Source organism: Microbacterium sp. HD4P20, from assembly GCF_019449275.2.
Classification (GTDB): Bacteria; Actinomycetota; Actinomycetes; order Actinomycetales; family Microbacteriaceae; genus Microbacterium.
Map to the genome: position 1 here is coordinate 310,796 of NZ_JAHZQZ020000014.1, position 20,780 is coordinate 331,575.

Below are 20,780 nucleotides of genomic sequence, written 5' to 3' on the forward strand. Positions count from 1 at the left end.
CCGGAACCCCGAGGTAGGCTTGCCTAAGTTGGGCCTGTAAAAACGCGCTGGCCCGCTGACCGAAAGGCATGATTCGTCATGGGTTATATCAAGTCCGCCGCGCTCGAAGAGACCGGCTATGTCGTCCTCGACCGCTACAACCAGGAGCTCGACCCCAAGGAATGGCTCGACATCGAGTACAACGATTGGAAGTCCTCGGGCGACACACGATTCGCACCGCTGGCCAGCGCCTTCGGTGAGATCGAGTGCAACGGCTTCTGGAACCACAAGCCGCCGCGCACCGACAAGGACGGCGTGTGGATCGACTCGCAGGTCGAGAAGGCGCCGAACCTCGTGCGCCGCGCACAGGAGCCGGGCGCCAACGTCGGCCGTTGCCGCGTCATCGAGCTGCAGCCCACTCCTTACGGGGAGTGCCTGTACAACCTCCACCAGGACGACAACAACCGGCTGAACCCCGACGGGACCGGCTGGGTTGTACGCGGATTCTTCAACCTCACGGATGACAAAGACAGCTTCTTCGTGCTGCGTGAGAACCGCACCGATCCGGCGGGCGAGGTTCGCATCGCGCTCCCGGCCGGCGCTCAGCTGATCATCGACACGCAGCGCCTGTGGCACGCGGCGACCCATGTGGGCAGCGAGCCGCGCTACTGCCTCATCACCTCGTGGACCTCCGGTCCCGAGCTGGATGCGTACATCGAGAAGCACAACGGTGTGAACAGGGCCGAGAGCGTCGACGTGCCGCAGGACGTGCTCGAAGCGGGCTACGCCGAGCAGGCCCGCAAGGACGCCGCCCGGGCCGCGTACTACGCCGCGAAGGGCCAGCTCGAGGTGCAGGCGATGAGCGAGGCCTGAGCCTCACCGGAGCACCTCGGCAGGGCGGCCGAATCACACTCTTGTGATTCGGCCGCCCTTTCGGCGATAATGGCGACAGCACAACCGAAAAGCACGCTGTGAGCTCAACTCAGTGAGTCAGGTCGTAGGGGAAGACGCACCTGACGAACGGAGAGATCATGGCGACACCACAGGCGCGCGGAGTGATCTACATTCACTCGGCGCCACGGGCGTTGTGCCCCCACCTCGAGTGGGCGGTAGGGCGTGCTCTCGGGCGCGCCGTGAACTTCGACTGGACCGACCAGCCGGTTCTCACGGGCAGCCGCCGGTGCGAGTTCTACTGGGAGGGCGCCGCCGGCACCGGTGCTGCGCTGGCCACGGCGATCCGCGGCTGGGAGCACTTGCGCTTCGAAGTCACTGAGGACCCGACGCCGCGCAGCGACGGCGGGCGGTGGCTGCACACGCCGGGCCTGGGCATCCACTACGCGCAGACCGACTCCGCCGGCAACGTCGTGATCGGCGAGGATCGCATCCGGTACGCCATGGACATCGCGAGCGGCGATGCCTTCGAGTTGCAGCGCGAGCTTCAGGTCGCGCTCGGGGCGGCATGGGACGACGAGCTCGAGCCCTTCCGTCACGCCAGCGACGAGGCCCCTGTGGTCTGGCTGCACAAGGTGGGATAGTCGCCAGCGTGGAGAGACGTCAGGCGGGGCGCGGCGTGACTACCGGATGCCGGTGAAGACACTCCTGGCGCTGAGAAAGCGAATCGCCACCGCCTGAGAACGACAGACGCCCCCGGCCGGCTTCGCCGGGGGCGTCTTCGTGTCGTGTGCCGGCCCTACGCCGATGCGAAGGCCGCGACGGCGTTGTGGCCGCCGAAGCCGAACGAGTTGCTGATCGCCAGCTGCTGACCGTCGCCGAGCGGCGTCGTGGAGCCGGAGATCCGGAACGGAACCTCGGGATCCTGGGTGGTGATGTTGATCGTCGGGGGAGCGACCCCGTCCCGCAGCGCAAGGATCGTGAAGATCGCCTCCAGCGCGCCGGTGCCTCCGAGCAGGTGCCCTGTCGACGCTTTCGTCGCCGAGACGGGGATCTCTTCGACGCGCGCCCCGAACACGGCCTTGAGCGCCTGGTACTCGTTCGGGTCACCGACCGGCGTCGACGTGGCGTGTGCGTTGATGTGCGTGACATCGTCGGGGGAGGCATCCGCCATCGCCAGCGCCATGCGCACGGCACGTGCGGCGCCGAGCCCCTCGGGATCGTTCGCGGTGATGTGGTACGAATCGGCCGTCACGCCGCCACCGACGACCACGCCGTAGATCTTGGCGCCGCGAGCGCGCGCGTGCTCCTCGGTCTCGAGGATGAGCGCACCGGCGCCCTCTCCCATGACGAAGCCGTCGCGGTCGACACTGCACGGCCGGGAAGCGGTCGCCGGGTCGTCGTTGCGTCGCGAGAGGGCCTGCATCGAAGCGAACGACGCGATCGTGATGGGATGGATGGCGGACTCGGTGCCGCCGGCGATCACGACGTCGGCAAGGCCCGCACGGATGTGCTCCACGGCGTTCACGATCGACTCGGTGCTCGAGGCGCACGCACTCGCGACCGTGCGGGCGTATGCGCGGGCGCCGAAGTGCAGCGAGAGGTTTCCCGCGGCGGCGTTCGGCATGAGCATCGGCACCGTCATCGGCATGACCCGCCGCGGGCCCTTCTCACGCAGGGTGTCCCACGCGTCCAGGAGCGTCCAGACGCCGCCGATGCCGGTGGCGAAGTCGACTCCGAGCCTCTCCGGCTCGACGTCGGGGCTTCCGGCATCCGCCCATGCCTCCATCGCCGCGACCAGCGCGAACTGCGACGCCGGGTCGAGACGCTTCGCCACGGGGCGATCCAGGACCGTGTCGGGCCGCACCTTCGCCTGTGCGGCGAACGTGACCGGCAGCTGATACTGCTCGACCCATTCGTGCTCGAGGGTGCTGGTGCCGGAGGCGCCGTCCAACAGCGCCGACCAGCTCTCTGGTGCCGTCCCACCGAGAGGCGACGAAGCGCCGATGCCGGTGACGACGATGCGGGAGTTGCTCATGTGGTCCAGATCCTCGTGGGTGAGCCGGTGGGGGCCGCAGCCCCCACCGGGGCTGCTACGCCTGGTTCGACGTGATGTAGCTGACGGCGTCGCCGACGGTCTTGAGGTTCTTCACCTCGTCGTCGGGGATGGTGACGCCGAACTTCTCCTCGGCGTTGACGACGATCGTCATCATCGAGATCGAGTCGATGTCGAGGTCATCCGTGAACGACTTCTCGAGAGCGACCTCGTCGGCCGAGATGCCCGTCTCATCGGTGATGAGCTCGGCGAGCCCGGCGAGGACCTCGTCGGTGGTGAATGCCATGGTTTCTCCTGTTTCTTGGGGGGTACGACAGCCCGGGCGGGCGGATCTCAGTCTAGAGTCGTGCGGTCCGGCCTCACGGAAGGACGACGACCTGCGCGCCGAACACGAGGCCGGCGCCGAACCCGATCTGCAGCGCGAGGCCGCCGCTGAGACCGGGGTTCTCCTCGAGGAGACGGTGGGTTGCGAGCGGGATGGAGGCGGCCGACGTGTTGCCGGTCGTCTCGATGTCACGGCCGATCGCCACGGTGTCGGGCAGGCCCAGCTGCTTCGCGAACTCGTCGATGATGCGCATGTTCGCCTGGTGGGGCACGAATGCGGCGAGATCGGATGCCTCGATCCCGGCCGCCTCCAGGGCCTGTCGGGCGACCTTCACCATCTCCCACACCGCCCACCGGAAGACGGTCGGGCCCTCCTGGCGGAGCGTCGGCCAGGGAGCGAGGCCGTCCCGGAAGTCGGTGAGGGTGTGGTTCATCCCGACAGCATCTGCCTTCGAGCCGTCCGATCCCCAGATGGTGGGGCCGATGCCGGGCGTGTCGCTCGGCCCGATGACGACTGCTCCGGCGCCGTCGCCAAGCAGGAACGAGATGCTGCGATCAGTGGGATCGACGACATCGCTCAGCTTCTCCGCGCCGATGACGACCGCGTAGTGCGCGGCTCCCGCGCGGATGAGCGCGTCGGCCTGAGCGACGCCGTAGGCGAAGCCGGCACACGCGGCATTGAGGTCGTACGCCGCGGCGGGGTTCGCTCCCACGCGATCGGCGACGATCGCCGAAACGGACGGCGTCTGCTTGGGATTGCTGACGGTGGCCACGATGACGGCGTCCACCTGCGCCGGGTCAACCCCGGACCGCACGATCGCTTCGCGGGCGGCATCCGTCGCCAGATCGATCGCGTCGGTCTCGCGGACCGCACGCGTGCGCGTCACGATGCCGGTGCGCTGACGGATCCACTCATCGCTCGAATCGATCGGACCGACGAGATCGTCGTTGGGGACGGCGATCTCGCCGCGGGCAGCGCCGTAGGCATAGATGCGCGTGTGAGCGGCACCGGTGGGCTGGACGAGCGTTCGAGTCATGATGTCTCCGGTCACACGTCGGCGGCGAGCAGCGCTGCCGCGGCGTCCAGGTCGTCGGGGGTCTTGACCGCCACGGCGGGGATGCCGCGCAGAGCGCGCTTGGCGAGTCCCGTCAGCGTACCTGCAGGGGTGAGCTCCACCAGCCCGTCGATCCCCGCGTCGGCGAACGAAGCCATACACAGATCCCAGCGCACCGGAGATGCGACCTGGTTCACCAGCAGCTCCACGAAAGCCACGCCCGACGTGACGGCCGCGCCATCGCTGTTGGTCCAGAGGGTCACGGTCGGATCGGAAGCGGCGGCCGCTCCTGCAGCGGCGCGGAGCTTCTCGACGGCGGGCGCCATATAGCGCGTGTGGAACGCGCCCGCGACCTGGAGCGGGATCACCCGGGTGCCGGTCGGCGGCTCGGCGGCCAGCGCGCGGAGGCCCTCGGCGGTGCCCGCCACGACGAGCTGACCACCGCCGTTGTAGTTGGCCGGCGCCAGTTCAAGCTCTTCGAGACGGGCGAGGACGGTTGCTTCGTCGCCGCCGATGACGGCGCTCATTCCGGTGTCGGCAGCCGCGGCGGCCTCGGCCATCGCACGCCCGCGAGTGCCGACGAGGCTGAGCGCCGCCTGCTCGGTGAGGACGCCGGCGGCTGCGGCAGCGGCGAACTCGCCGACCGAGTGTCCGGCGACACCGTCGATGCGCTCGCGGCCCGGCAGCGCGTTCCACGACAGCAGACTCGCCGCGACGATCAGCGGCTGGGCCACCTGCGTGTCGCGGATCCGGTCAGCGTCCCATTCGGTGCCCGCTGCGAGGAGGTCGACACCCGACCACTCGGAGTACTGCGCGAGACGCTCGCGTGCACCCTCGACCGCGAGCCAGGGGGCGAGGAAGCCGGGGGACTGGGAGCCCTGACCGGGGAAGACCGCAATTCTCACTGTTCCATCCTGTCAATGTTCACGAGGCGGGTTCTGGCGGTTTCGTCACAAGAATGCGGGCATGCTTTGTGCGTGGCGTCCACACAGTGCACGACTCGGCCCGTCAGGATGCTCCGCGCCGAGCGGCCGTCGGGCGCCGGCGCGTGGCATCCGTGCCGATCGAGCCGAGGATCAGCGCGGTCTGGAGGATCAGCGCCTCCCGTGGGCCGGTCGCATCCCAGCCGATGACTTCCGACACGCGCTTCAGGCGGTAGCGCACCGTATTCGGGTGGACGAACAGTTCGCGCGCGGTGGCCTCGAGAGACCGGCCGTTGTCGAGGTAGGCCCACAGCGTCGAGACGAGGTCAGAGCTGTGCGCCTGCAACGGGCGGTAGATGCGCTCCACAAGGGTCTGCTTCGCGAGTGGATCGCCGGCTAGCGCCCGCTCCGGGAGCAGATCGTCCGCTTCGACCGGACGCGGCGCATGGCGCCATGCCCGCGCGACCGCGAACCCGGCGAGGGCACCCCGTGCGCTCTGTCCGGCGTCGACCAGGGCCGGCACCGTCGGACCCAGCACCAGGTATCCGCTCCCGAACCCGGGCTCCAGGCGTTTCGCGATCTCGTCGAACGGCAGGTCCGCGGCCGGCTCGTCGGCCCGTGCCGACAGCTCGGCGCGGCCGAGCACCAGCACCAGGCGCGAGCCCTGGACGCCGATCAGCACATCGACGCCGAGCTTTCGAGCGGTCCGGCGCAACTGGTCGACATCGAACTGGGGAGGTGTGGTCCCCACCAGCACCGAGACCTCGCCGTGTCCGTGCCAACCCAGAGCGGCGATGCGGCTCGGCAGCTCCTCGTCGGCCTCGCCGGTGAGGATCGAATCCACGACGAGCGCCTCGAGCCGTGCATCCCACAGCCCGCGTGCTTCTGCGGCTCGCGCGTAGACGTCCGCCGCGGCGAAGGCCACTTCGCGGGAGTAGAGCAGGATCGCCTCGCGGAGGTGCTCGCCCCTGCCCGCGACACGCTCCTCGGTCACCTCGACGGTGACTCGGATCAGCTGCAGCGTCTGCTGGAGGCTGACGCTGCGCAGCAACTCACGCGGCGCTGCCGCGAAGATGTCGGAGGCGATCCAGGGAGTGGATTGGGGATCGTCGTACCACTGGATGAACGACGTGATGCCGGCCTGCGCCACCAGCCCGACGGCGGAGCGCCGGGCCGGTGGCATCTCGGCATACCAGGGCAGGGTGTCTTCGAGCCGCTTGATGGTGACGGTCGCGATGTCGCCTGAGATGCGCCGAAGCCACGCGAGCGTGTCGTCTTTGTCCATCGCAGCGGTCGAGGGCATGCGACGCGTCAGCTCTCGCCGCCGGCGTTCCCGCTCGTTCCCGCGGTCACATCGTGTAGACGGTACTTCTCGATGGCCTGTGCCGCCAGACCACGGTCGACGACGCCGTCCGCGGCGAGTGCCTGGAGCGTGCGCACGACGATCGACGGTCCGTCGATCTTGAAGAATCGACGTGCCGCGGGACGCGTGTCCGAGAACCCGAAGCCGTCGGCCCCGAGCGTTGCGAAGCGGTGCTCCACCCAGGGCCGGATCTGGTCCTGCACCGCGTGCATGAAGTCGCTCACCGCGACGACCGGTCCCGGGGTGTCCTTCAGCTTCTGCGTGATGTACGCGGTCTTCGGCTCGGAATCCGGGTGCAAGAAGTTGTGCTCGTCGGCGGCGAGGCCGTCACGACGCAACTCGGTCCACGACGTGACCGACCACACGTCGGCCTGCACGCCCCAGTCGTCCCGAAGCAGCTGCTGGGCCTCGAGCGCCCACGGCACGCCCACGCCGGACGCGAGGAGCTGGGCACGCGGTCCGTCTCCCACGGGGGACGAGATGCGGTGGATGCCGCGGACGATGCCGTCCACGTCCACGTCCTCGGGCTCGGCGGGCTGAACGAGCGGCTCGTTGTACACCGTCAGGTAGTACATGACATTGGGGTCGGGATGGTTCCCGCCGTACATGCGCTCGATGCCGGCGCGCACGATGTGCGCGATCTCGTAGCCGTATGCCGGGTCGTACGACAGCGTGGCCGGATTCGTCGAGGCGAGAAGGTGGGAGTGGCCGTCGGCGTGCTGCAGGCCCTCGCCGGTCAGCGTGGTGCGGCCTGCGGTCGCGCCGATGATGAAGCCACGCGCCATCTGGTCGCCCGCCGCCCACTGCGCGTCGCCGGTCCGCTGGAAGCCGAACATCGAGTAGAAGACGTACACCGGGATGAGCGGCTCGCCGTGCGTCGAGTACGACGTGCCTGTGGCGGTGAATGCCGCGACGGCACCCGCCTCGTTGATGCCGACGTGCAGGATCTGCCCCTGCGGGCTCTCCTTGTACGCCAGGAGCAGCTCGCGGTCGACCGAGGTGTAGTTCTGGCCGTGGGGGTTGTAGATCTTCGCCGTCGGGAAGTAGGCGTCCATGCCGAACGTCCGCGCTTCGTCGGGAATGATGGGCACGATGCGGTGCCCGAAGTCCTTGGCGCGCAACAGGTCTTTGAGCAGCCGCACGAAGGCCATCGTGGTGGCGATCTCCTGCGTGCCCGAGCCCTTCTTCGGAAGCGCGTACGCCTCGTCTCCCGGCAGCTGAAGCCCCACGTGATGCGAACGGCGCTCCGGCAGGAACCCGCCGAGCTCGCGTCGACGATCGAGCATGTACTGGATGGTCTCGTCTTGCGCGCCGGGGTTGTAGTACGGCGGTTCGTACGGGTTCCGGTCGAGCTGCTCATCCGTGATCGGAATCCGCATCGAGTCGCGGAAGTACTTGAGATCCTGCAGCGTCATCTTCTTCATCTGATGGGTCGCGTTGCGGCCCTCGAAGTGGTGGCCGAGACCATAGCCCTTGATCGTCTTGGCAAGGATGACGGTGGGCTGGCCCTTGTGCTCGCTCGCGGCCTTGTATGCGGCGTAGACCTTGCGGTAGTCCAGACCCCCACGGCGCAGGTTGCCCCAGATGTCCTCGTCGGACCAGTCCTTCACGAGCGCGGCGGTGCGCTCGTCGCGTCCGAAGAAGTGCTCGCGGATGAAGGCGCCGTCCTCGGCCCGATAGGTCTGGAAGTCGCCGTCGGGTGTCGTGTTCATGAGGTGCACGAGGGCCCCGTCGACATCCTTCGACAGCAGCTCGTCCCACCCGCTGCCCCAGACGACCTTGATGACGTTCCAGCCGGCTCCGCGGAAGAAGCTCTCGAGCTCCTGGATGATCTTGCCGTTGCCGCGGACCGGACCGTCGAGGCGCTGCAGATTGCAGTTGACGACGAAGGTCAGGTTGTCCAGGCCTTCGTTGGCGGCGACCTGAAGCTGCCCACGACTCTCGACCTCGTCCATCTCCCCGTCGCCGAGGAAGGCCCACACCCGGGAGCTCGAGAGGTCCTTGATCCCGCGGTTGGTGAGGTACTTGTTGGTCATCGCCTGGTAGATCGCGTTGATCGGGCCGAGCCCCATCGACACGGTCGGGAACTGCCAGTACTCGGGCATCAGACGCGGGTGCGGGTACGACGGCAGACCCTCAGGTGCCTTCGACTTCTCCTGACGGAAACCGTCGAGCTGCGCTTCGCTGAGACGTCCTTCGAGGAAGGAACGTGCGTAGATGCCGGGGGAGGCATGCCCCTGGATGAAGATCTGGTCGCCACCGTTGGGGTCGTCGAGCCCGCGGAAGAAGTGATTGAAGCCGACTTCGTACAGTGACGCCGATGAGGCGTAGGTGGAGATGTGGCCGCCGACCCCGATGCCCGGACGCTGTGCCCGATGCACCGTGACGGCGGCGTTCCACCGGATCCAGCGGCGGTAACGTCGCTCGAGTTCTTCGTCACCGGGGAACTCGGGCTCGTTGTCGGGCGCGATGGTGTTGATGTAGTCGGTGGTGGGAACCTGCGGCACGTTCAGCTGCAGCTCATGCGAGGTCTGCAGCAGGCTGAGCATGATCTCGCGGCCGCGGCCGTGGCCCTTGGCCTGCACGAGCTGCTGGAGTGACTCTCGCCACTCAGAGGTCTCATCGGGATCGCTGTCGAGGGGTTCCTGCGAGTACGGATCCTGATCGTTGACAGTCACAGATGACCTTTCGTCGTCTGGCAGATCGTGCCAGGTAATCGCTACCGTGCGGCGCAGGCTTTGTCTGCCGTGCACAACGCACCATCTGCCAGCCTACCGAGTTCGAGGGGCGACGGACGCACCTCGTAGACTGGGTTACGAGGGCCTTTAGCTCAGCTGGTAGAGCGCCACGTTTACACCGTGGATGTCGTCGGTTCGATCCCGGCAGGGCCCACGTGAATGCCAGCCCCGCCGACCAGCGCCGCCTCATCGACCTCGCGCAGCTCGACGCTCGCATCGGTCAGGCGGACAACGCCCGCAAGAACCCGCCGCAGGCAGCTCGCGTGCAGGAGCTGCTGGCGCGTCGTCAGCAGCTCGCGCAAGAGTTGAGCGTGCGCCTCGGAGCGCGCGACGACCTGCGCACCGAGCTGTCGCGGATCGAGTCCGACGTCGCCGTCGTGGACGCGCGCGCCGCTCGCGATACCGAGCGGCTCGCCGCGTCGAGCAACTCCAAGGAGGTGCAGGGGTTCCAGAGCGAACTCGAGGCCCTTGCCCGCCGCAAGAGCGACCTCGAGGACGCGGAGCTCGCGGTCATGGAGCGCCTCGAGGAGGCCGACGCCGCCGTCGCCGAGCAGGAGGCGCTGATCGCGGCGACGAACGCCGAAGGTGCCGATCTGAGCGCAGACGGCAAGCGAGCCGTCGCCGAGGCCAATGCCGTCTTCGAAGCGGCGACGCGCGACCGAGCAGCCGTGGCGGGCGCGGTGCCGGCCGACCTCCTCGCACTGTACGAGAAGCTCGTGGTGCGGACCCCGGGCGCTGCGCTGCTGCGACGGCGCACGTGCGAGGGCTGCAACATGGTGCTGTCCGGAAGCGACCTCAACACGCTGCGCCATGCGGCGGACGATGCCGTCGTGACATGTCCCGAATGCGGCTGCATCCTCGTCCGGGATGAGGAGTCCGGTCTGTGACACACCGTGGGCGCCGCTGACCCGCCCGCCTGGATCGTCCTCGGGCGCAGCGGCGACGGTGTGGTCGCCGTGGAGCTGGATCAGTCCGGTGACGAGCGTGATCGGCACCGCCTTCCGGCATCCGGGCTCGCGGAGTGGGTCGCCGACGAGGAATCCTCGTGGTCTCCCCGGTGGGTCTGGAACGACACACCACCGTGGTATGGCGGCCTCCTCGCTCGGGGCGTACGCGTGGGCCGCTGCCACGATCTGCGTCTCAGTCACGCGATTCTCCGCGGATCCGCGCTCGTGAGCCCGGATGCGGCGGTGCGCAGCGCGGTCGGCTGGGATGCCTCGCCGTACGTCGAGCCGGACCCCGAGGCCCCCGGACTGTTCGACCTCGAGGACGCCAAACCCCCAGCCGGGACTCCCGTGGATGTGGATGCCGCACTCGCGGAGTTCGCGAGCCAGCGCGAGGCCATCGCGGAGAGCACCGATCCGGGACGGCTCCGGCTTCTCACGGCAGCCGAATCGGCGGGAGCGCTGATCGCCGTGGAATTGCGCGCTGCCGGGCTGCCGTGGGACGCCGCCGAGCACGACCGAATCCTGACCGAGACGTTGGGGGAGCGTCGCACCGGCGGCGCTCAGCCGGCACTTCTGGCGGCAGCCGCCGCGCGCGTCCGCGAGGCGCTCGGCGATCCGGCGGTGAGCCTCGACTCGCAGCCGAAGCTGCTGCGCGCGCTTCACCGCGTCGGCGTCCTCGTGGATTCCACGAGCCGGTGGGAGCTGGCCGAGCAGCGGCATCCCGTCATCCAGCCGCTCTTGGAGTACAAGAAGCTCTCGAGACTGCTCTCGGCCAACGGCTGGGCGTGGCTCGACGAATGGGTGCACGATGGCCGCTTCCGTCCGGTCTATGTGCCTGGCGGTGTCGTGACCGGGCGGTGGGCGTCTTCCGGCGGCGGCGCATTGCAGCTGCCGCGTCAGCTGCGCGAGGCGGTCCGCGCCGATCCGGGCTGGAGCCTCGTGGTCGCCGATGTCGCCCAGCTCGAGCCACGTGTGCTGGCGGCGATGTCGGGCGACCATGCCCTCGCCGCGGCGGCGCGTGGTCGCGATTTGTACGCCGGCATCGTCGACAGCGGAGCCGTCGCGACGCGCCAGGAGGCGAAGATCGCACTCCTGGGCGCCATGTACGGAGCGACGACGGGAGAGTCGGGCCGCCTCGTGCCGAGGTTGCGGCGAACGTACCCGCGTGCCATGAGCCTGGTCGACGACGCCGCGAGGATCGGCGAGGACGGCGGGCTGGTCTCGACGTGGCTCGGTCGCACGACCGCGCTGCCCTCGGCCGAGTGGTCTGTCATGCAGTCACAGGCGACACAGGTCGAGGCATCCGGCGCCGACGAGACGCGCGCACGCCGATCGGCCCGTGATCGCGGCAGATTCACGCGCAACTTCATCGTCCAGGGCACGGCGGCCGAGTGGGCCCTGGCGTGGCTTGCCGATCTGCGGGCCCGGCTCGCTGCGCTGCCGGCCGTTCCTCTCGCAGATGCAGCGCCCCGCTCCGGTCCGGTCTTCGCTCGACAGGCGCACCTTGCCTTCTTCCTCCACGACGAGGTCATCGTCCATGCCCCGCAGGAACAGGCTGAGGCCGCTGCGCAGGCGGTGACCGATGCCGCCGCCACAGCCGGCAGGATCCTGTTCGGTGAGTTCCCCATCGACTTCCCGCTGGACGTGCGCGTCGCCGACACCGCACTCAAGGCGTGAGGCGACGCAGTCCGTGGTCAGGGCGCGCCGGTAGACTCGACTGTGCGAATGGGTCGGCTGGACGGTCGCGTCGCGGGCGGTTCGCCGTCTCGCGCCGAGGAACGTCCGGGCTCCACAGGGCAGGGCGGTGGGTAACACCCACCCGGAGAGATCCGCGAGACAGTGCCACAGAGAGCAGACCGCCGGGACATCCGTCCCGGTAAGGGTGAAAGGGTGGTGTAAGAGACCACCGGGGTCGTGGTGACACGATCCGCACGGCAAACCTCGCCCGGAGCAAGGCCAGACAGGGGATGACGACGCGGCCCGCCGAGTCCCCGGGTAGGCCGCTGGAGCGGCACGGCAACGTGTCGCCGAGAGAGATGACCGTCCACGGGGCTTCGGCCCCCGGACAGAACCCGGCGTACAGGCCGGCCCATTCGCACTCTCGTCCGAGGCCGCCCGAGTCAGTCCCGGGCGAGCGCGGCAGCCCCGATGATTCCCGCGTTGTTCCGATGCACGGCCGGCACGATCGGCGTCTTGAGGTCCAGCAGATGCAGGAACTTGTCAGCGTGCTTGGACACCCCGCCGCCCACGACGAAGAGATCCGGGCTGAACAGGAACTCGATGTGGCTGTAGTACCACTGCAGGCGCTGCGCCCATTCCTCCCACGTGAGCTCGTCTCGCTCCATCGCGGAGTAGGCCGCGTACGCCTCAGCATCCTTCCCGTGCTTGGCCCGCTGCACGTGACCCAGCTCGGAGTTGGGGACCAGCACGCCGTTGTACAGCAACGCCGACCCGATGCCGGTACCGAGCGTCGTCAGGATCGTGAGCCCTCGCTGGTCCTTGGCGGCGCCGTAGCGCATCTCGGCGACTCCGGCGACGTCGGCGTCGTTCGCGAAGTGGATGTCGCGTCCCAAGCCCTTCTCGAAGAACTTCTCGGCCTCGAAGTCGATCCACTTCTCCGACACGTTGGCTGCCGACAGCGTCATGCCGTTCTTCACGATGGCGGGAAAGGCCACCCCCAGCGGCACCGTCTCGTCGTCCGCGACGCCCAAGGTCGAGAGCACCTCGGTGACCGCCGCCAGCACGTCGGGCGGCTGGGCGCCCTCGGGCGTGGCGACCTTGACGCGATCGCTGATCAGCTCGCCGCGGTCAAGATCCACGATCCCCGCTTTGATGCCCGTGCCGCCGATGTCCACGCCCACGGCGCGCGTCGCGAGTGATGCCATGCCACCACCCTATCGAGGCGATCGCCCTACGAACCGTGGCCCGTTACTAGGATCGACCAGACAGAGCACCGCAAGCCGTGATGTGAGGAGCGCGCGATGACCAGCGACAGCGAGAAGTACTGGTACAACCTCAAGACCGGCGAGGTCGAGAAGGGCTTCGAGTCGCCCGCGGTCGATCGTGCGGGGCCGTTCGAGACGCCGGAGGAAGCGGCACGGGCACCCGAGATCCTCCGTGAGCGCTCCCGCGCCTGGGCCGAGGAAGAGGCGCGTGACAATGACTGGGGGAGCGGCGTGTCGGGCGACGCGCGCGGCGACCAGTAGTCTGGCATCGGCCGTGCGGCCAGCCCAGCGAGCCGTGCGGGCAGGCCAGCGCAGCGGGCGCCGGAGAGGATGCGATGGACAAGCAGCGTGACTTCGTTCTGAGGACGATCGAGGAGCGGGGCGTGAAGTTCGTCCGCCTGTGGTTCACGGACGTCATCGGCACGCTCAAGTCGGTGGCGATCGCCCCTGCGGAGGTCGAGGGAGCCTTCGGCGAGGGCCTCGGCTTCGACGGCTCGGCGATCGAAGGGCTGACCCGCTCGTACGAGTCGGACTTGCTCGCCCATCCCGATCCGACGACGTTCCAGATCCTCCCCTGGCGGGGAGAGATCGACCCGACCGCGCGCATGTTCTGCGACATCACGACGCCGGACGGACAGCCCGCGGTGGCCGATCCGCGACACGTGCTCAAGCGCACGCTCGCTAAAGCGGCCGACGCCGGCTTCACCTTCTACACTCACCCCGAGATCGAGTTCTACCTGCTGAAGTCCTCGACGTTCGGCGCTGAGGGGCCCGAGCCCGTCGATTCCGCCGGCTACTTCGACAACGTTCCGGGCGGCACCGCGCACGACTTCCGCCGGCGGTCGGTCCGGATGCTCGAGGATCTCGGCATCTCGGTCGAGTTCAGCCACCACGAGGGCGGACCGGGGCAGAACGAGATCGATCTGCGGTACGCCGATGCGCTGGCGACGGCCGACAACATCATGACGTTCCGCACCGTCGTGAAGGAGGTGGCGATCGAGCAGGGCGTGTATGCGACCTTCATGCCCAAGCCCCTCACAGGCAAGCCCGGCAGCGGCATGCACACGCACATGTCGCTCTTCGAGGGCGACGTCAACGCCTTCTACCAGGAGGGTGCGCAGTACCAGCTCTCGAAGGTGGGCCGTCAGTTCATCGCCGGCCTGCTGCGGCACGCCAACGAGATCTCGGCCGTGACGAACCAGTTCGTGAACTCGTACAAGCGGGTGTGGGGTGGCGACGAGGCACCGAGCTTCATCTGCTGGGGTCACAACAACCGCTCGGCGCTCGTGCGCGTTCCGCTGTACAAGCCGAACAAGGGCCAGTCGTCCCGCGTCGAGTACCGAGCGCTCGACTCCGCCGCCAACCCCTATCTGTCGTTCGCGCTCATGCTCGCGGCAGGTCTCAAGGGCATCGAGAACGAGTACGAGCTTCCGGCCGAGGCCGAGGACAACGTGTGGTCGTTGACGGATGCCGAGCGCCGGGCTCTGGGCTACGCACCGCTGCCGGCGAGCCTCGACCACGCGCTGGAGTACATGGAGGAGTCGGAACTGGTGGCCGAAACGCTCGGCGAGCAGGTCTTCAACTACGTGCTGCTGAACAAGCGACGCGAGTGGCAGGAGTATCGCTCCCAGGTGACGCCCTTCGAGCTCAAGAGCAACCTCGAGATGCTCTGACGCCGGCCGACGCATGTCCGCGAGCGAACGACCGGGAGCGCTGACTCCCCTCGCGAAACTCGGCTTCAGCCGCCTGGGCGACGCCGACGACTTCCTGCGCGAGCTCGCCGACGAGGCGCGCGTACCCCGTGACGCGGCCCTGGAAGGGGCGACCTTCGCCGCCGATCCGGACGAGGCCCTCAGCGCGCTCACGCGGCTGGCAAGACGCGATGCGCAGGCCGTGAGGGCGCTCCGCGATCAGCCGCGGGGATGGCGCGCCCTGTGGGCGCTGCTGGGCGCGTCGTCGGGATTCGGCGACTTCTTCTTCCGCCACCCCGAAGAGCTCGCCGAGCTTCAGTACGCCGGGGTGAGCCTCCCGTCCGAGCATGAGATGCGCACGACGCTGCTCGAATCCATCGGAGCAGTGGATGGCTTCGCCGCCGACGGCAGCGAGTCGGCGTGGGTCGCGCTACGCGTGCGCTACCGCCGCGTTCTGGCCCGCATCGCCGCGTTCGATCTGCTCAGCGCTTCGCCGGTGGACGAGATCGCGGCCGTCTCGGCGCGACTGGCCGACGCCGCCGGTGCGGCGCTGGAGGCATCCCTCGCGGTGGCGCGCACGCGGGTCTCGGGCGGTGTCGCCGGAGTGAGCCTCTTTCCCCGCGACCAGGTGGCCCGTACGGGGCTCGCGATCATCGGGATGGGCAAGGCCGGCGCCCGCGAACTCAACTACGTCAGCGACGTCGATGTCATCTTCGTCGCCGGGGCCGACGACGACACGACGCACGAGTTGGGGGAGAGCCGGATCGTCGACATCGCCACGCGGCTCGCGGTGCAGACCATGCGGGGCATTTCGGGGGTCGAGCTGGAGCCACCGCTGTGGGAGGTCGACGCGAACCTCCGGCCCGAGGGCAAGCAGGGCGCCCTCGTGCGCACGCTCGACTCGCACGCGGCGTACTACGAACGGTGGGCCAAGAGCTGGGAGTTCCAGGCGCTCCTGAAAGCTCGCCCGATCGCCGGCGACGAAGCGCTGGGCGGTGCGTACATCGATGCCGTGCAGCCCAAGGTGTGGACCAGCGCTGCCCGAGAGAACTTCGTCGACAGCGTCCAGCGCATGCGCGAGCGCGTCACCGAGCACATTCCGGCGCAGGAGGTGGCGTACCAGATCAAGCTCGGGCCAGGCGGCATCCGCGACATCGAGTTCACCGTGCAGCTGCTGCAGCTCGTGCACGGGCTGAGCGACGAGGGCATCCGACAGCGAGGCACGCTGGCGGCACTGGACGCGCTCGTCGTAGAGGGTTACATCGGCCGCGCCGAGGCATCCGCGTTCTCCCGTGACTACCGTGTGCTGAGGCTGCTCGAGCATCGTGCGCAGCTGCGGCACCTGCGCCGCACCCACTTGATGCCTTCCCGGCCCGAGGAGCTGCGCGTCCTGGCCCGCTCCTCGTCACTCGCAGAAACCGGCGAGGACGTCTGGAAGCTGTGGGAGGCGGTCAAGCGCGAGGTGCGTGACATCCACGTCCGGCTTTTCTACCGGCCACTGCTCTCGGCGGTCGCCGCCCTTCCCGCCGACGAACGGGCCCTGTCCACCGCACAGGCCCACGATCGACTCGCCGCCATCGGTTTCACGGATCCGGCGGGGGCGCTCCGCCACATCGCGGCGCTCACCGGCGGGCTCAGCCGGAAGGCCACGATCCAGCGCCACCTCATGCCCGTGATGATCCGGTGGTTCGCAGACGGCGTCGATCCCGACTACGGGCTCCTGGCGTTCCGTCGCCTGAGCGAGAAGCTGGGTGACACGCATTGGTTCCTTCGCATGCTGCGCGACTCGTCCGGCGCGGCCGAGAGCCTCTCGCGCGTGCTGTCGGGCTCCCGCTACGTCGGCGAGCTTATGGAGTGGATCCCGGAATCGGCGGCCTGGCTCGACGATGCCGCCCTGCTGAGGCCCCGGTCCGGCGTCGCTCTGCAGGAGGAGGCGCGCGCCATCCAGGCGCGGCACGACACGATCGACGACGCGATGCGAGCCGTGCGCGCCCTTCGGCGCCGCGAGCAGCTTCGAGTCGCGATGGGGGCGATCCTCGGCACCATCACCATCGGCGAACTCGCCGCGGCGCTGACGACCATCACGGATGTCACGATCCAGGCCACGCTGCGGGCGGTCCGCCGCGAGATCGTTCCTCCCGCCGACGCCGATCTCGACTTCTCCGTCATCGCGATGGGTCGCTTCGGGGGCGCTGAACTCGGGTTCGGCTCCGACGCCGACGTCATGTACGTCTATCGCGCGAACGCAGTGGAACCACAGCGGGCGCAAGATCTCGCGGTCAAGCTGGTCTCGGCGCTGCGCAGCTACTCCGAGGACCAGCGCGTACCGCTCGAGCTCGACGCCGATCTGCGGCCGGAAGGCCGCAACGGGCCGATCGCGCGCTCGCTCGAGGCGTACGAGGAGTACTACCGTCGCTGGGCAGTCCCGTGGGAGGCCCAGGCGCTGCTGCGTGCCCGGGGGGTTGCGGGCAGTGTGAAGCTGATCGACGCATTCACTCGCATGGCCGATCAGGTGAGGTACCCGACGCGGATCGATGCCGCGGCGGTGCGTGAGATCAAGCGCATCAAGGCACGCGTTGAAAGCGAGCGACTGCCGCAGGGCGTCGATCCGACGCGGCATCTCAAGCTCGGGCCAGGCTCGCTCAGCGATGTCGAGTGGCTCGTTCAGCTGCTGCAGCTGCAGCACGCCCATGCTGTGCCGGCGATGCGCACGACGGCCACGCTCGGCGCGCTCGAGGCCGCTCAGGATGCGGGGCTGATCGCCTCCAGCGCCGCCGATCGGCTCGCCGAGGCGTGGCGGCTGGCCAGCCGCCTGCGCTCGGCCAACACCCTGCTGTCAGGGCAGACCAGCGACGTCCTGCCGGTGGACCGCAACAAGCTCGACGGCATCGGGCGCCTCCTGGAATACCCGGCCAGATCAGCGACACAGGTCGAAGAGGACTACCTCGGCACGACCCGGCGGGCACGTCGGGTGTTCGAGAAGCTCTTCTACGGCTGATCTCGGACACGCCGCACTTCGCGCGGCCACGGCGTGCCGGGTCGCCGGCGGCAAAGCACGAGGGCTCCGGTCTCCGGAGCCCTCGTACTGCGAAACGAACTCAGACGCTGAAGTACAGCTCGTACTCGAACGGGTGAGGACGGGCGTTGAGCGGCTGGATCTCGTTCTCGATCTTGTACTCGATCCAGGTCTCGATCAGCTCGGGGGTGAACACGTTGCCGCGCGTGAGGAACTCGTGGTCGGCGCGCAGCGCTTCGAGCGAGTCCAGCAGCGAGTTCGGCACCTGCGGGATGTTCTTGGCCTCCTCGGGCGGGAGCTCGTAGAGGTCCTTGTCGACGGGCTCGTGCGGCTCGATCCGGTTGATGATGCCGTCGATGCCGGCCATCAGCTGCGCGGCGAAGGCCAGGTACGGGTTGCCCGAGGCGTCCGGCGCACGGAACTCGATGCGCTTGGCCTTGGGGTTGGAGCCCGTGATGGGGATCCGGACGGCCGCGGACCGGTTGCCGGCCGAGTACACCAGGTTGACCGGTGCCTCGTAGCCCTTGACCAGCCGCTTGTAGGAATTGAGCGTCGGGTTGGTGAACGCGAGCACCGCCGGCGCGTGCGCGAGCAGGCCGCCGATGTACCAGCGCGCCGTGTCGGAAAGCTGCGCGTAGCCCTTCTCGTCGAAGAACAGCGGCTTACCCTCGAGCCACAGCGACTGGTGGGTGTGCATGCCCGAGCCGTTGTCGCCGAAGAGCGGCTTCGGCATGAACGTCGCGACCTTGCCCCACTCGAGGGCGGTGTTCTTGACGATGTACTTGAACTTCAGGATGTCGTCGGCCGCGTGCACCATCGTGTCGAAGCGGTAGTTGATCTCGGCCTGGCCGCCGGTGCCCACCTCGTGGTGCGCGCGCTCGAGCTGCAGGCCCGACTCGATGAGCTTCAGCGAAATGTCATCGCGCATGTCGGCGTGCTTGTCGACGGGCGAGACCGGGAAGTAGCCACCCTTGTACGGGGTCTTGTTGGCCAGGTTGCCGCCCTCTTCGACACGACCGCTGTTCCACGCTCCCTCATCGGAGTCCACGAAGTAGAAGCTCTGGTTTTGCTTCACCTCGTAGCGGACGTCGTCGAAGATGTAGAACTCCGCTTCGGGGGCGAAGAACGCCGTGTCGGCGATACCGGTCGAGGCGAGGTACTTCTCGGCCTTCTTGGCGACCTGACGCGGATCCTTGCCGTAGATCTCGCCGGTGCGCGGGTTGTAGATGTCGAAGACCATGATGAGGGTCTTCGCCTCCCGGAACGGGTCGAGGTATGCGGTCGACACATCGGGAATCAGCTGCATGTCCGATTCGTGGATGTTCGCGAAGCCCCGGATGGAGGAGCCGTCGAACAGCTGGCCGACGGTGAAGAACTCCTCGTCGACGGTGGCTGCCGGAATGTTGAAGTGCTGCTGCACGCCAGGAAGGTCCGTGAACCGGATGTCGAGGAACTTCACGTCCTCGTCCTTGATGAACTTCAGCACCTCGGATGAATCTTTGAACATTAAGACTCCAGAGGTAGGGCATTCGGGACCGCCCGCGCGAGGCGCGGACTTGCTGGCAACGTACCGTCAGGGGATTGCCCCGCAGTGTCACCAATGTTTCCGGCATGTTACAGGCGCCTGGATACGCTGGTGTCGTGACACAGAGCGTGCAGGACTATCCCGGGGAGCGGCTCGGCCTTCCTCGAGAAGGCGCCGGCTCGATCGGCCGGCCGGGTCGGCGGATCGGCGCCCTTTTCATCGACTACGGCGCGGCGTATCTCATCTCCGGATTCTTCGGATGGGATCCGCTGGTGATCCTGGCCCTGTTCGCCGCGATCCAGATCGTCTTCCTGCCCACGCTGCAGGGCAGTCCCGGACATCGACTGTTCGGACTGCGCCTGCTGCGCGTGGGTGGCGCCGATCAGGGTGGGGGAGGCTGGGTCGGCCTATGGCGGCCGGTCGTGCGCACGGCACTGCTCATCGTGGTCATCCCCGCGGTGATCTGGGATGCCGATCAGCGCGGTCTTCACGACAAGGTCGCCGGAACGGTGCTCGTACGGTCGTGACGGCCCCCCGAGGCCCCCGAGTGTCAGCGGGGACGGGGTGCGCGCACCTTCGTCGGGTCGACGCCCTTGGGAATCGGCAGTGAGGTCAACGACTGCGAAACGGACTCGATGCGCTTGATGACGGCGGCCATCGTCGCACGATCGATCTTCTTGGGGAGCGCCTTGATCGTCGATGCCAGCTTGGCGATCGGCACCTCGTCGGCGCCGTGCCCGACGTACAGCACCGTGACCGGCACTCCCGAGGCCACGCGCTGAACCTTTGCGCGCTCATCGTTCACGAGCCTGGTGAGACGCCCGCGAGCGCCTTCGCCGATGATGACGACACCGCCGCGTCCGACAGCGCGGTAGACCGCCTCTTGGGTCTTGGGGTTGATGCCGACCGGCATCTCACTGGCCTGCCAGCGGCGGCCGAGAGAGGTGGACAGCACGTGACCGGTCGCTCCCGGCATCCCGTCGATCTTCTTGTACATCGCCCGAGTCGACATGCGCGTCATGGTCATGAGCGAACCGAGGACGCCGAGCATGAGTCCCGTGATGCCCCACAGCACCACGCTCCAGGGCGCAACCGGCGGGATGGCGAAGCCGATCCCCACGCCGACGGCGATGCCGAGCAACAGGACGCCGGCCAGCAGGAACGGAAGCCAGCGGAACTCCTTCTGCGTGAAGGTGAAGAGGGTGCGGATCTGCGAGAAGAAGCCGGGGCGTTTCTCGGGCGTCGTACTGCGGGCGGCCATGCCGACAGCCTACCTTTTGCGCAGGCTCGCCTCGGCTCCTCCCCAGGTGGCAATCAGCGTCTGTTC

At 68.3% G+C, this 20,780-nt stretch carries 17 protein-coding genes, 1 tRNA gene and 1 other RNA gene; 10 read left to right on the forward strand and 9 right to left on the reverse strand.

The window, feature by feature from the left end; all coding sequences use genetic code 11:
• Nucleotides 1-78: 78 nt before the first annotated feature.
• Nucleotides 79-852, forward strand: a complete 774-nt coding sequence (locus K0817_RS09740) for a hypothetical protein (RefSeq protein ID WP_219981255.1) — start codon at nt 79-81, stop codon at nt 850-852.
• A gap of 158 nt (nt 853-1,010) precedes the next feature.
• Nucleotides 1,011-1,514, forward strand: a complete 504-nt coding sequence (locus K0817_RS09745) for a DUF3145 domain-containing protein (protein WP_219981256.1) — start codon at nt 1,011-1,013, stop codon at nt 1,512-1,514.
• A 155-nt stretch (nt 1,515-1,669) separates the two neighbouring features.
• On the opposite strand, the gene K0817_RS09750 is transcribed toward K0817_RS09745, so the two are convergent.
• The 6 genes from K0817_RS09750 to aceE form a co-directional block, all read right to left on the reverse strand.
• Nucleotides 1,670-2,908 carry a beta-ketoacyl synthase gene (locus tag K0817_RS09750; protein ID WP_219981257.1) on the reverse strand — a complete coding sequence of 413 codons (1,239 nt, stop codon included), beginning with the start codon at nt 2,906-2,908 and terminating at the stop codon, nt 1,670-1,672.
• A gap of 55 nt (nt 2,909-2,963) precedes the next feature.
• On the reverse strand, nt 2,964-3,212 hold the full coding sequence (locus K0817_RS09755) for an acyl carrier protein (RefSeq protein ID WP_168913989.1): 249 nt from the start codon (nt 3,210-3,212) through the stop codon (nt 2,964-2,966).
• A gap of 73 nt (nt 3,213-3,285) precedes the next feature.
• Entirely contained in the window at nt 3,286-4,287 is a 1,002-nt protein-coding gene (locus K0817_RS09760) for a beta-ketoacyl-ACP synthase III (protein WP_219981258.1), read from the reverse strand.
• Between the two features lie 11 nt (nt 4,288-4,298).
• A complete protein-coding gene (locus tag K0817_RS09765) occupies nt 4,299-5,210 on the reverse strand; it encodes an ACP S-malonyltransferase (RefSeq protein WP_219981259.1) in 912 nt (303 codons plus the stop codon).
• 103 nt (nt 5,211-5,313) lie between these two features.
• On the reverse strand, nt 5,314-6,531 hold the full coding sequence (locus tag K0817_RS09770; protein WP_253735286.1) for a CdaR family transcriptional regulator: 1,218 nt from the start codon (nt 6,529-6,531) through the stop codon (nt 5,314-5,316).
• A gap of 8 nt (nt 6,532-6,539) precedes the next feature.
• Nucleotides 6,540-9,269: a pyruvate dehydrogenase (acetyl-transferring), homodimeric type gene (gene aceE, locus K0817_RS09775; RefSeq protein ID WP_219981260.1), complete on the reverse strand. Its 2,730-nt coding sequence runs from the start codon at nt 9,267-9,269 to the stop codon at nt 6,540-6,542.
• Between the two features lie 141 nt (nt 9,270-9,410).
• Between aceE and K0817_RS09780 the strand changes: the two genes are divergently transcribed.
• The 4 genes from K0817_RS09780 to rnpB all read left to right on the forward strand — a co-directional run bounded on the left by K0817_RS09780 (nt 9,411) and on the right by rnpB (nt 12,372).
• Nucleotides 9,411-9,483 (forward strand) — tRNA-Val (locus tag K0817_RS09780).
• A gap of 1 nt (nt 9,484) precedes the next feature.
• Nucleotides 9,485-10,216 carry a zinc ribbon domain-containing protein gene (locus tag K0817_RS09785; RefSeq protein ID WP_219981261.1) on the forward strand — a complete coding sequence of 244 codons (732 nt, stop codon included), beginning with the start codon at nt 9,485-9,487 and terminating at the stop codon, nt 10,214-10,216.
• Between the two features lie 6 nt (nt 10,217-10,222).
• Nucleotides 10,223-11,953: a bifunctional 3'-5' exonuclease/DNA polymerase gene (locus K0817_RS09790; protein ID WP_219981262.1), complete on the forward strand. Its 1,731-nt coding sequence runs from the start codon at nt 10,223-10,225 to the stop codon at nt 11,951-11,953.
• A gap of 49 nt (nt 11,954-12,002) precedes the next feature.
• Nucleotides 12,003-12,372: RNase P RNA component class A (gene rnpB, locus K0817_RS09795), an RNA gene on the forward strand.
• 24 nt (nt 12,373-12,396) lie between these two features.
• On the opposite strand, the gene ppgK is transcribed toward rnpB, so the two are convergent.
• Nucleotides 12,397-13,161 carry a polyphosphate--glucose phosphotransferase gene (gene ppgK, locus K0817_RS09800; protein ID WP_219981263.1) on the reverse strand — a complete coding sequence of 255 codons (765 nt, stop codon included), beginning with the start codon at nt 13,159-13,161 and terminating at the stop codon, nt 12,397-12,399.
• 96 nt (nt 13,162-13,257) lie between these two features.
• Between ppgK and K0817_RS09805 the strand changes: the two genes are divergently transcribed.
• From K0817_RS09805 to K0817_RS09815, 3 genes are all read left to right on the forward strand, one after another.
• Nucleotides 13,258-13,482, forward strand: coding sequence for an SPOR domain-containing protein (locus K0817_RS09805; RefSeq protein ID WP_219981264.1), 225 nt, complete (start codon nt 13,258-13,260; stop codon nt 13,480-13,482).
• A gap of 74 nt (nt 13,483-13,556) precedes the next feature.
• A complete protein-coding gene (gene glnA / locus K0817_RS09810; protein WP_219981265.1) occupies nt 13,557-14,894 on the forward strand; it encodes a type I glutamate--ammonia ligase in 1,338 nt (445 codons plus the stop codon).
• Between the two features lie 13 nt (nt 14,895-14,907).
• The gene (locus tag K0817_RS09815) at nt 14,908-17,910 is read left to right on the forward strand and encodes a bifunctional [glutamine synthetase] adenylyltransferase/[glutamine synthetase]-adenylyl-L-tyrosine phosphorylase (RefSeq protein ID WP_219981266.1); all 3,003 of its coding nucleotides are present in this window, start codon (nt 14,908-14,910) and stop codon (nt 17,908-17,910) included.
• A gap of 100 nt (nt 17,911-18,010) precedes the next feature.
• On the opposite strand, the gene glnA (K0817_RS09820) is transcribed toward K0817_RS09815, so the two are convergent.
• Nucleotides 18,011-19,435, reverse strand: a complete 1,425-nt coding sequence (gene glnA / locus K0817_RS09820; RefSeq protein ID WP_219981267.1) for a type I glutamate--ammonia ligase — start codon at nt 19,433-19,435, stop codon at nt 18,011-18,013.
• A gap of 134 nt (nt 19,436-19,569) precedes the next feature.
• Between glnA (K0817_RS09820) and K0817_RS09825 the strand changes: the two genes are divergently transcribed.
• Nucleotides 19,570-19,980, forward strand: a complete 411-nt coding sequence (locus K0817_RS09825; RefSeq protein ID WP_253735287.1) for an RDD family protein — start codon at nt 19,570-19,572, stop codon at nt 19,978-19,980.
• Between the two features lie 23 nt (nt 19,981-20,003).
• Here K0817_RS09825 and K0817_RS09830 read toward each other — a convergent pair whose 3' ends face one another.
• Entirely contained in the window at nt 20,004-20,714 is a 711-nt protein-coding gene (locus K0817_RS09830; protein ID WP_219981269.1) for a DUF4191 domain-containing protein, read from the reverse strand.
• Between the last annotated feature and the right edge of the window lie 66 nt (nt 20,715-20,780).

Excerpts from the sequence above, each read along its gene's own strand:
- K0817_RS09745 (WP_219981256.1), top strand. The coding sequence starts at position 1,011 with ATGGCGACACCACAGGCGCGCGGAGTGATCTACATTCACTCGGCGCCA.
- ppgK (WP_219981263.1), bottom strand. The coding sequence starts at position 13,161 with ATGGCATCACTCGCGACGCGCGCCGTGGGCGTGGACATCGGCGGCACG.
- glnA (WP_219981267.1), bottom strand. The coding sequence starts at position 19,435 with ATGTTCAAAGATTCATCCGAGGTGCTGAAGTTCATCAAGGACGAGGAC.
- glnA (WP_219981265.1), top strand. The coding sequence starts at position 13,557 with ATGGACAAGCAGCGTGACTTCGTTCTGAGGACGATCGAGGAGCGGGGC.
- K0817_RS09750 (WP_219981257.1), bottom strand. The coding sequence starts at position 2,908 with ATGAGCAACTCCCGCATCGTCGTCACCGGCATCGGCGCTTCGTCGCCT.
- K0817_RS09830 (WP_219981269.1), bottom strand. The coding sequence starts at position 20,714 with ATGGCCGCCCGCAGTACGACGCCCGAGAAACGCCCCGGCTTCTTCTCG.
- K0817_RS09805 (WP_219981264.1), top strand. The coding sequence starts at position 13,258 with ATGACCAGCGACAGCGAGAAGTACTGGTACAACCTCAAGACCGGCGAG.
- K0817_RS09760 (WP_219981258.1), bottom strand. The coding sequence starts at position 4,287 with ATGACTCGAACGCTCGTCCAGCCCACCGGTGCCGCTCACACGCGCATC.
- K0817_RS09755 (WP_168913989.1), bottom strand. The coding sequence starts at position 3,212 with ATGGCATTCACCACCGACGAGGTCCTCGCCGGGCTCGCCGAGCTCATC.
- K0817_RS09815 (WP_219981266.1), top strand. The coding sequence starts at position 14,908 with ATGTCCGCGAGCGAACGACCGGGAGCGCTGACTCCCCTCGCGAAACTC.
- K0817_RS09770 (WP_253735286.1), bottom strand. The coding sequence starts at position 6,531 with ATGCCCTCGACCGCTGCGATGGACAAAGACGACACGCTCGCGTGGCTT.
- K0817_RS09740 (WP_219981255.1), top strand. The coding sequence starts at position 79 with ATGGGTTATATCAAGTCCGCCGCGCTCGAAGAGACCGGCTATGTCGTC.